7 protein-coding genes are annotated in these 8700 nt (G+C 63.5%); 2 read left to right on the top strand and 5 right to left on the bottom strand.

What is annotated here, in order from left to right:
• Nucleotides 1-1221 (bottom strand): ABC-F family ATP-binding cassette domain-containing protein (locus RMO25_RS09170; RefSeq protein WP_309662300.1); only part of this gene is annotated, 1221 nt, incomplete at its 3' end.
• A 21-nt stretch (nucleotides 1222-1242) separates the two neighbouring features.
• Nucleotides 1243-2538, bottom strand: a complete 1296-nt coding sequence (locus tag RMO25_RS09165; protein ID WP_309662299.1) for an MFS transporter — start codon at nucleotides 2536-2538, stop codon at nucleotides 1243-1245.
• A 141-nt stretch (nucleotides 2539-2679) separates the two neighbouring features.
• Between RMO25_RS09165 and RMO25_RS09160 the strand changes: the two genes are divergently transcribed.
• Nucleotides 2680-4752 carry an EAL domain-containing protein gene (locus RMO25_RS09160; protein ID WP_309662298.1) on the top strand — a complete coding sequence of 691 codons (2073 nt, stop codon included), beginning with the start codon at nucleotides 2680-2682 and terminating at the stop codon, nucleotides 4750-4752.
• Between the two features lie 105 nt (nucleotides 4753-4857).
• Here RMO25_RS09160 and RMO25_RS09155 read toward each other — a convergent pair whose 3' ends face one another.
• From RMO25_RS09155 to RMO25_RS09145, 3 genes are all read right to left on the bottom strand, one after another.
• A complete protein-coding gene (locus tag RMO25_RS09155) occupies nucleotides 4858-5562 on the bottom strand; it encodes a hypothetical protein (RefSeq protein ID WP_309662297.1) in 705 nt (234 codons plus the stop codon).
• A gap of 125 nt (nucleotides 5563-5687) precedes the next feature.
• Nucleotides 5688-7910 (bottom strand): CHAT domain-containing protein, encoded by a 2223-nt coding sequence (locus RMO25_RS09150; RefSeq protein WP_309662296.1) that lies wholly within the window; start codon nucleotides 7908-7910, stop codon nucleotides 5688-5690.
• Between the two features lie 28 nt (nucleotides 7911-7938).
• Nucleotides 7939-8091: a hypothetical protein gene (locus RMO25_RS09145; RefSeq protein ID WP_309662295.1), complete on the bottom strand. Its 153-nt coding sequence runs from the start codon at nucleotides 8089-8091 to the stop codon at nucleotides 7939-7941.
• Between the two features lie 118 nt (nucleotides 8092-8209).
• Here RMO25_RS09145 and RMO25_RS09140 point away from each other — a divergent pair.
• On the top strand, nucleotides 8210-8700 hold a 491-nt coding region (locus RMO25_RS09140; protein WP_309662294.1), incomplete at its 3' end, for a DUF4402 domain-containing protein.

Below are 8700 nucleotides of genomic sequence, written 5' to 3'. Positions count from 1 at the left end.
CGCGGCCGGGGTCTTGCCGGTCATGGCGCGGGTCATGTGCTGGAGCGGCGTATCGTCGCCGTGCAGCTCCTCAACCTGATATTGGGTGAAATAGCCGACCTTCATTTTGCCCGAGGCGTGGATTTCGCCGGCCATCGGCGCGAGCTGGGCGGCGAGCAAGCGGGCGAGGGTTGTCTTGCCATTGCCGTTGCGGCCGAGCAGCGCGATGCGGTCGTCGGGGTCGATGCGCAAATTCAATCTCTGCAGCACCGGCGTGTCGGCGGCATAGCCGACGCTGGCCATGTCGAGCGTGATCAGCGGCGGCCGAAGCTCGCTCGGCGAGGGGAAGTCGAAACTCAGGCTGGGATCGTCGGCTAACGCGGCGATCGGCTGCATCTTGGCCAGCATCTTGGCCCGCGACTGGGCCTGCTTGGCGGTCGAGGCGCGGGCGCTGTTGCGGGCGATATAATCCTGCAGGCGGGCGCGCTGGGCATTCTGCGACGCCTGCGCCGCGGCGATCTGCGCCACGCGCTCGGCGCGCAGTTTCTCGAACCCGTCGTAATTGCCCGAATAAAGGCTGATCTTGCCGCGTTCGAGGTGGGCGATGGTGTTGACGACATTGTTGAGGAGGTCGCGCTCGTGGCTGATGACGATCAGCGTTCCGTCATAGCTTTTCAGGAAATTCTCGAGCCACAGCGTCGCTTCGAGATCGAGGTGGTTGGAAGGCTCATCGAGCAGCAGCACGTCGGGCTTGGAGAACAGCAGAGCGGCGAGCGCGACGCGCATCTTCCACCCGCCCGAAAAACTGTCGAGCGGCTGGAGCTGCATAGTCTCGTCGAAGCCGAGGCCCAAGAGGATGCGGGCGGCGCGGGCGTCGGCGGCATAAGCGTCAATCGCGATCAGGCGGTCGTGGAGGTCGCCGAGGCGGTGGGCGTCGTGGCAATGCTCGGCCTCGGCCAGCAGCGCCGCGCGCTCGGTATCGGCGGCCAGCACGGTGTCGAACGGGGTCGCACTGCCCGACGGCGCGTCCTGCGCGATATAGCCCAGCCGGGTCCGGCGCGGCATCTCGATGTCGCCCTCATCGGCTTCCAATTGGCCGATGATGACCTTCAGCAATGTCGACTTGCCGGCGCCGTTGCGGCCGATCAGCCCGACGCGGCTGCCCGGCGGGATCGCCGCGGTCGCGCGGTCGAGGATTGTCCGCCCGCCAAGGCGCACCGTGATTCCGGAGATGGTCAGCATGAATGGGCGCCTAGCAGCCAATCATGGCAAAGACGAGACGGGGCGCGTTTCCTTCATCATCAGGAACAGCGGCAGGACGCATAGGCCGACGATGGCGATCATCGCGCCGGGCGCTTGTCCCCAGCCGGTGCGCTCGACCAGCCATTGGGCGAGCCACGGCGTCAGCCCGCCGAAGATGGCGGTGGCGCCGGTCGCGCCGAGCGCCAGGCCGGTGACGCGGCCTTCGCCCGGGAATTGCTCGGCGGTGGCGACCGCGCCGACCGCGCTGACGCCGCCGGCGAGCGCGGCCAGCATCAGCGCCCCGAGCAGCGCCTGGACGTGCGAACCGCTCGCCATAGCCGAGAACATGGTGATCGGCAGGATGATATTGGCGAGGGCGAGGAGGGCGAGCACCGGTTTGCGCCCGATCCGGTCCGACAGCAGGCCGATCCCCGGCGTGACCAGGATGACCATCACCGCGGCGGCGGTCGACAGCCACAGCGCAACGCCTTCGCTCAACTTGCCGGCCGAGGTCAGGAAGGCGGGGACGTAGGTGATGCCGACATAATAAGTGATCGATCCCAGCGCCGAGATGGCAAACGCGCGGCCGATGGCGCCGCGGTGATGCCTGAGGCTGTGGCGAAGCGGGCTGTCGGGGACGGTGCCGGCGGCTTGCTGGCGGTGGAATTCGGGGGATTCCTCCATCGTCGAGCGGGCGATCCAGACGCTGCCCGCCAAGGCCGCGCCGACCAGGAACGGGATCCGCCAGCCCCAGCTGGCGAGGTCGGCCTCGCTCATCGACGCGACCGTCAGGGCCGAAACGCCGACCGCGAGCAGCGCCCCGATTTCGCTCGCCGCCGAGGCCGAGGAGGCGATCAGGCCGCGGCGGTGTGGCGGCGCGCCTTCGAGCAGATAAGCGACCACCCCGGTATATTCGCCGCCGACCGAGAAGCCCATCACGCAGCGCAGCAGGAACAGCCCCCAGCTGGCCGCGGCCCCGACCTGCGCGTGGGTCGGGAGGAGTGCTGTTGCCAGCATCGCCGCGGTCATCACCGCGACCGAGATGAGCAGCATGTGCCGCCGACCGTGGCGGTCGCCGATGTGGCCGAAGAACACCGCGCCCAATGGCCGCATCAGATAGGCGATCGCAAAGCTGCCCAAGGTCGTCAGCAGCGCCCCGCTGCCGCCGCCGAAGATCACCCGCGACAAGACCGTCGAGAAATACAGGTAGAGCGTGAAATCATACCATTCGACGACGGTCGAGAACGCCGCGATGGCCAAAGAGGCGCGGGAAATCGTCGGCGGATGGTCGCTCGCGGCAGCTTCGGGTTTCGCCATCGCCTGTTCCTGTCAGAAAATGGCCCCCAAGTCGCCATGGCCCGCAACGGCGAATTAAATGCCCAATTCTAACCTAATTTAAACCAGATTCGCGCATAGGCCGGACTTGGACGAGGTGCAGGCGTGGGCACGATCAGACGAATGCTGCGATCGGGTGGCCAATCCGGCCATGATGAATCGCGTCCCGATACGTCGCGCGCCGAAGGCCTGATCCAGGAATTCGAGAACAGCGAAAAGGGCTGGTTCTGGGAGACCACCCGCGATGGAACCTTGTCCTATATCAGCGACAGCGTCGCCGGCGTCGTCGGGCGCGAACCCAGCGACCTCATCAATCGTCCATTCACCGATTTGATTTCGGCCGAAGTCGCCGACGGCGGGGCCACGTCGGAACGGACGCTGGGGTTTTATCTGTCGTCGCACGTCGCCTTTCAGGACCTCATTGTCCGGGCCAAGACCAAGAATGAAACCTGGTGGTCGATCTCGGGCCGGCCGGTCCATGACGAGGTCGGCCGCTTCTTCGGGTTTCGCGGCTTTGCCTCCGACCTGACCAAGATGCGCCAATCGGAAGTCGAACTCGACCGGCTGGCGCGCCAGGATTCGCTGACCGGACTGCCCAACCGCGAGGTCCTCCGCCGGGCGCTCGACGATGCGCTGGTCAGCGCGGCGCGGCGCAAGCATCGCTGCTCGGTGTTTCTGCTCGACCTCGACCGGTTCAAGGCGGTCAACGACACACTCGGCCATCCGGCCGGCGACACGTTGCTGCGCCTGGTTTCGCTGAGGTTGCGCGACGAAGTCGGCGAGCTGGGGCAAGTCGGCCGCCTCGGTGGCGACGAATTCGAAATTGTCCTGCCGGCGACGTCGGGCAAGGAAGATTTGTCGAAACTGGCGCAAGGGATCATCGACAGTCTGTCGCGGCCGTACACGATCAACGCCACTGTCGTGTCGATCGGGGCATCGGTCGGCATCGTCACGTCCGACTATGACGATCGCACGTCCGACGATCTGATGCGCGATGCCGATCTTGCCTTGTACGCCGCCAAGGCCGCGGGGAAGGGCACGTTCCGCTTCTTCGCGCCCGAAATGCACGACGCCGCGCGCCATCGGCAAGTCATGGAATCGGACCTTCGCGTGGCGCTCGAAAAAGGCCAGCTGAGGGTGGTGTTCCAACCCAGCGTCGATGCGTCGAGCGAAGCGCTGACCGGGTTTGAAGCCTTGCTCCGCTGGGACCATCCCGAGCATGGGCCGGTTAGCCCGGTGCTGTTCATTCCGCTCGCCGAGGAAATCGGCCTGATCAACGAGATTGGCGAGTGGGTGCTACGCACCGCCTGCACCGAAGCCGCCAAATGGCCCCAGCAAGTGTCGGTCGCGGTCAATCTGTCCCCGATCCAGTTCAAGGCGCACGCCTTGCCGGCGACGGTCCGATCGGCGTTGAGCGACGCCGGGCTGGCCGCCAAGCGCCTCGAGCTCGAGATTACCGAAGGCGTGTTGCTCAGCAATGACGAGCATATCCACGCGATGATCGGCAGCTTGAAAAAGATCGGTGTCAAACTCGCGCTCGACGACTTCGGGACCGGCTATTCGAGCCTGAGCTATTTGCTCCGCGTGCCGTTCGACAAGATCAAGATCGACCAGTCGTTCGTCCGCGGCGCGTCCGATCCGGATAGCCGCAATGCGGCGCTGATCCGGGCCATAATCGGGCTTGCCTCGGACCTCAAGATGCAGACCACGGCCGAGGGCGTCGAAACCCAGGACGAGCTGCTGCTCGTCCGCAATCTCGGCTGCTCGCTGGTCCAGGGCTATATCTTTGGCAAGCCGATGTCGGCCGAGGATGCATTGGCGTTCGCCGGCAACGCGAGCCTGGTGCGGCCGGACGGCTTTTCGAAAGCCCGCGAATCGCGCGTCCGCATCATCCGCGCGGCGCTGCTCCATTACGACGGGCAAGTGATGGGCGCGCGGCTGCGCAACATTTCGGGTGGTGGCGCTTTGGTCGAATGCCGGATCGAGCTGGCCGTCGGGGCCGAAGTTCGCCTCGACTTCGCCGTCGGCGGACTGGTCAACGGCGTGGTCCGCTGGGCGAAAGGGACGCAATTTGGCGTCCAGTTCAACGACCAGTTCAACCTCAAGCTGCTGCAACCGGTCAAATCCAAGACCAAATCGGGCGCCGTGATGACGCCCGACTATATCGCATCCGGCGACTTTTCGCAGGCGGAGTGACGTCGACGGAGCGACCGCTCCGATGGACCCCGGACATCGCGAGCCCAATGTTCCCAATGTTCCCACTGACCAACGCCTGCAACGGCGGGCCGTTGCGCCCCTTGTTCACGCCGGCGTGTCGGTGATGGCGTCGAGCAAAGCGGGGAAGGCGGCGACGGCTTCGGCCTGGGGGTCAGCGTCGCCGCGCTGCTCCCACGGCATGGCGAAGCGCTTCGGATCGAGCCGGGCAAGCAGCCACATCAGCATCTTGTCGTTGGGCACCCGGCGCTCGGCGACCAGCTCGCCGTCGCGATAGACCTGCTCGAGCCGGCCGTTGAGTGCCCGGTCGAAGGCGATCGCCGACAGCCGCCCGACCGACAGGCGCTGCGCCATGTCCCAGCCGCGTGCGAAGGCCGGCGAGCGGGCCCGCAGGCGATAAGCGCCGCGCGCCGACAGCCGCGCCGAACCGCAGGCGAGATGGACCGAGCCGGTCTCGGCGAGATGGGTGAGGAACAGGCGCTGGCGATCGGCGCTCCATCCGGCGAGGCGGTTGCGGCTATCGTCGAGCGGCACGCCGTCGAACGGCATGGCCGGCACCGGCGGCTGGCCGAGCGCGCTTTCATCCGGTGGGGCGGCGGCGCCTTCAGGCAATGGCGCAGGCGCAAGCAGGTCGGTCGGCCAGGCGTCCTGCTGGTCGGGCACGGGCACCAGCGACAGCCGTGGCCCGCCATCCTCCTCGGCGCTCTCGGCGACGGCGGCGGTCCGCTTGCGCGCGGCGGACCAGGCATCGAACTCCTCGACCGTCATGTCCCTTGCGACCCTGCACGCCATGAACCTCTCCTGCATTCGTGAGTCGCGCAGTATGAACCAAATGGGTGGGTGTAGGAAAGCGATTTTTAACGGCTATGGGCTTAGCCAGTTGGTGCGCTTTCACCGTAGTCACCGCAATTGGAGTCCTAAGCTGCAGTAAGACCTGCGACCTCTTCCAGATTTTTAACGGTGTTTATCAGGATCGTCTCGGGACGGCCTAGATGAAGGTAACTGATCGTGCTCGATGACGCGACAGCTCGCTGGATTTCCTGCGACAAGCGGTCCGGCGGTATGCCGTAGTCGAGAAGAGCCTGATGTACATCTGAAAGGGGATCATCGCTGCCACCCACATCGGCTAGGTTCGTCACTGACTGGTGCACCGCCATCGAGTCTTTGTCAGGTATCAAATTAACACTTTCAAGATGCCGAAGGATGTCCGTTGTGAGCTGCCGACGCAGCATGCCGGAAACGACTTCAAGCCAAGTGAGCGATCGTTTGAACATCCCAACTGCCGCTGGGACGAACTCTGACACTCGGTACAGCAACCGAGCCGTGAACACGGCTGCCTGCGAAGCGTGAAGCGGGAATACTGACGCGAGAACTGCCCGGCATCCCAACGCCAAGAACCCATTAGCGACGGTCGCATGATTGCGGTCGGCAGCGTGGGTGTCGCATGCACTCAGGATGACGATTGGCGGAGCCCGGTTGACCTCGCCGCGAAGGTCCCAAACATTCACCGCTTCATCGCCCAACCATAGCAGGCCCGGATAGTCTGGGTTGTGAGATCCATGCCCGTCAAAAACCATGAGCATGCCCTCGAACGCATTGATGGCGTCGACTAACTCCTGCCTTGAGCTAACACGGACCAGCTTTATTCGGAGCTTTTCCTCCCAAAGCTCCCCGAAAACCTCGAAGGCTTTCTTGAATTGCTGAGCAATGATATCCGCTTCCGGCAAGCCACTGATCACGAGAATGTCATAGAAATCCTCGGGCGTAGCCTGGATCTGCGGGGGTGCGGATAAGACGTCGATAAACAAGTTGCCCGGTGTCACGGGAATGCGCGACACGTTATAGCGCAAACCCAATGGGAAGCCGCCCACATCGAGCCATTCAACGTGCGCATCCGCGATAATCCGAATGCCATCGGCTGATCGATTTACCAACTCGCGAAACTCGGCTGGAAATCCGTCAGCTAGCGCTCGCTGGACACCGCGGAAGAGCTCGCTTCGCTTTAAGACTTGCGGACGTTCGGCCCTATAATGCTGGGCGAACTGGCGAACGAGACCACGCGTCAGATTAATCCGGTTGGGCAGTCGCACAACGCTGCCAACCTCCGAAACAGCCAAACAGCTTACCGCCTCTATGGCGAGCCACACTTCTCGCTGTCTCATGAAGAACACCGGGCTGAGCTTTGGTTGTCCGCCGTTAGCCAATGCCTCGCTCGTTGTTCCTATCATAACTTCGTTTTGAGCTTGGGTCGTGGTTTCGAAGAAGTAGGTAGACTGCCTCTCAAGCAATTTGAGCGCGATCTTCATTTGCCGGCGCACCGCCCGATCAACGCCCGGTCGGAACTCGAACGCGGACTTGAGGTCGTACGTGGCAGGACAAAAGAGATTCAAGTCCGGTGACCTCGGGTAAACCCGATTGGCCACACTCGGTGGGTTTGCTTCCCGTTCGTCCAGGACGCTGTTGGTCGTCAGGACGATCTGCTCAATGTGAGCTGCCTCGCCTTCGCTGTGCCGGGAATAAGGTTTCGCTCCAACAGTCCGATAACCGCAGACATGGAGAACCGAGGCGTTCGGGAAGATTGTGCCGTGACCGCCGATCTCGTACGACAGCTTACGCTCTTTCGGTTGTTCCCAAGCCGCTACCGCTGCAGCTGCCTCGCCGAGATTCTCGAGAGGCCTCCCCGCGAGCTGACCGCAAACGTCCAAGAAGCGCTGCTGTAAGCTTTCAAATGAAAGCTCTGAATAGAGAAGATCACCTCCTTCTACTGCCACAAACGTTGGAATACCCGGCGAGTTGGCCCTCCATTTTACATAATCGGACACATTTTCACTTCGGTCGAGCATGATGACGGTGAAGGGCGACTCCAGAGGAAACGGCAGCGACTTCAGCGCTCGCGGCGACTGCCCATACCAGTTGATAGGTGTTTGACCCGCGATTCGGCGCCCAATCCGGATCGGCAATCGCTCCGGTGTGAGCTCGAAAATGTCCGTGGGCATCTGCTGAACGAAACGAAGGAGTCCACTGTTTTGACACAGGCTGTACGCGAAACCCTGAAAGGGCGTCGCCTCTTCCGGGCGCCAATCAGGTACTGCGATGATAAAGCGAATTTTAGGGTCGAGCGGAACGCGTACAGCAGTCATCACAACCTTCCGCAGCAGATACGTATTGTTACACCCCGAGATCAGGCATCGAAAGCCCCTCATCCACCGCCGCCGCCGAGTCCTGGATGAAGGCGAAGCGCTGGGCGGGGTCGCGGCCCATCAGGCGCTCGACGAGTTCGTTGGTCGACTGGCGCTCAGTATTCGACCCACTTCGGATCAATCGTCAACGCGCCGTTAACCATGTCCTTGAGCAAAGCCGCAAGCGAACAGGGTTAATGACGGATTCACGGATGACCCACGGCTCGGGACAGCCGGGGACTTCAGTGGGGATTAGACACATGAAACTTCTTCGTAACCTAGCGGCGGTTGCCGCGCTTGCACTGACCGCCACGCCGGCGTTCGCTGCGCCGGTCGGTCCGACGCAAAATGCGACGGCGACCGTCAAGATCGTCAAGCCGCTGACCCTGACCTGGGTCCAGAATCTCGATCTCGGCACGGTTCTCCTGTCGGGCGCCGGTGCTTGGGCCGGTGCGGTCGTCGGCGTTTCGCAGGCGGGGGTGCTGAGCTGCGCCAACGCCAACGTCACCTGCTCCGGCGCGGTGCAGGCGGCGCGCTACAATGCTCGCGGCACCAACAACCAGCTGGTGACCATCACCGCGCCCAACGTCACGCTGACCAACGCCAACAATCCGCTGCAGACGCTGCTGATGACCGTCAGCAGCCCGGGAACGGTGATGCTCACCAATTCGGGCGCGCCGGGCAACGACTTCAACCTCGGCGGCTCGATCACGGTCGCGTCGACGACCGGCGACGGGGTTTATTCGGGCAC

Origin of the sequence: Sphingomonas sp. (assembly GCF_031361285.1) — a bacterium.
Lineage (GTDB): Bacteria > Pseudomonadota > Alphaproteobacteria > Sphingomonadales > Sphingomonadaceae > Sphingomicrobium.
This window is presented reverse-complemented; position numbering and strand designations above follow the sequence as displayed.

Coding starts and splice junctions, on each gene's coding strand:
- RMO25_RS09165 (WP_309662299.1), bottom strand. CDS start 2,538: ATGGCGAAACCCGAAGCTGCCGCGAGCGACCATCCGCCGACGATTTCC.
- RMO25_RS09160 (WP_309662298.1), top strand. CDS start 2,680: ATGCTGCGATCGGGTGGCCAATCCGGCCATGATGAATCGCGTCCCGAT.
- RMO25_RS09155 (WP_309662297.1), bottom strand. CDS start 5,562: ATGGCGTGCAGGGTCGCAAGGGACATGACGGTCGAGGAGTTCGATGCC.
- RMO25_RS09150 (WP_309662296.1), bottom strand. CDS start 7,910: ATGACTGCTGTACGCGTTCCGCTCGACCCTAAAATTCGCTTTATCATC.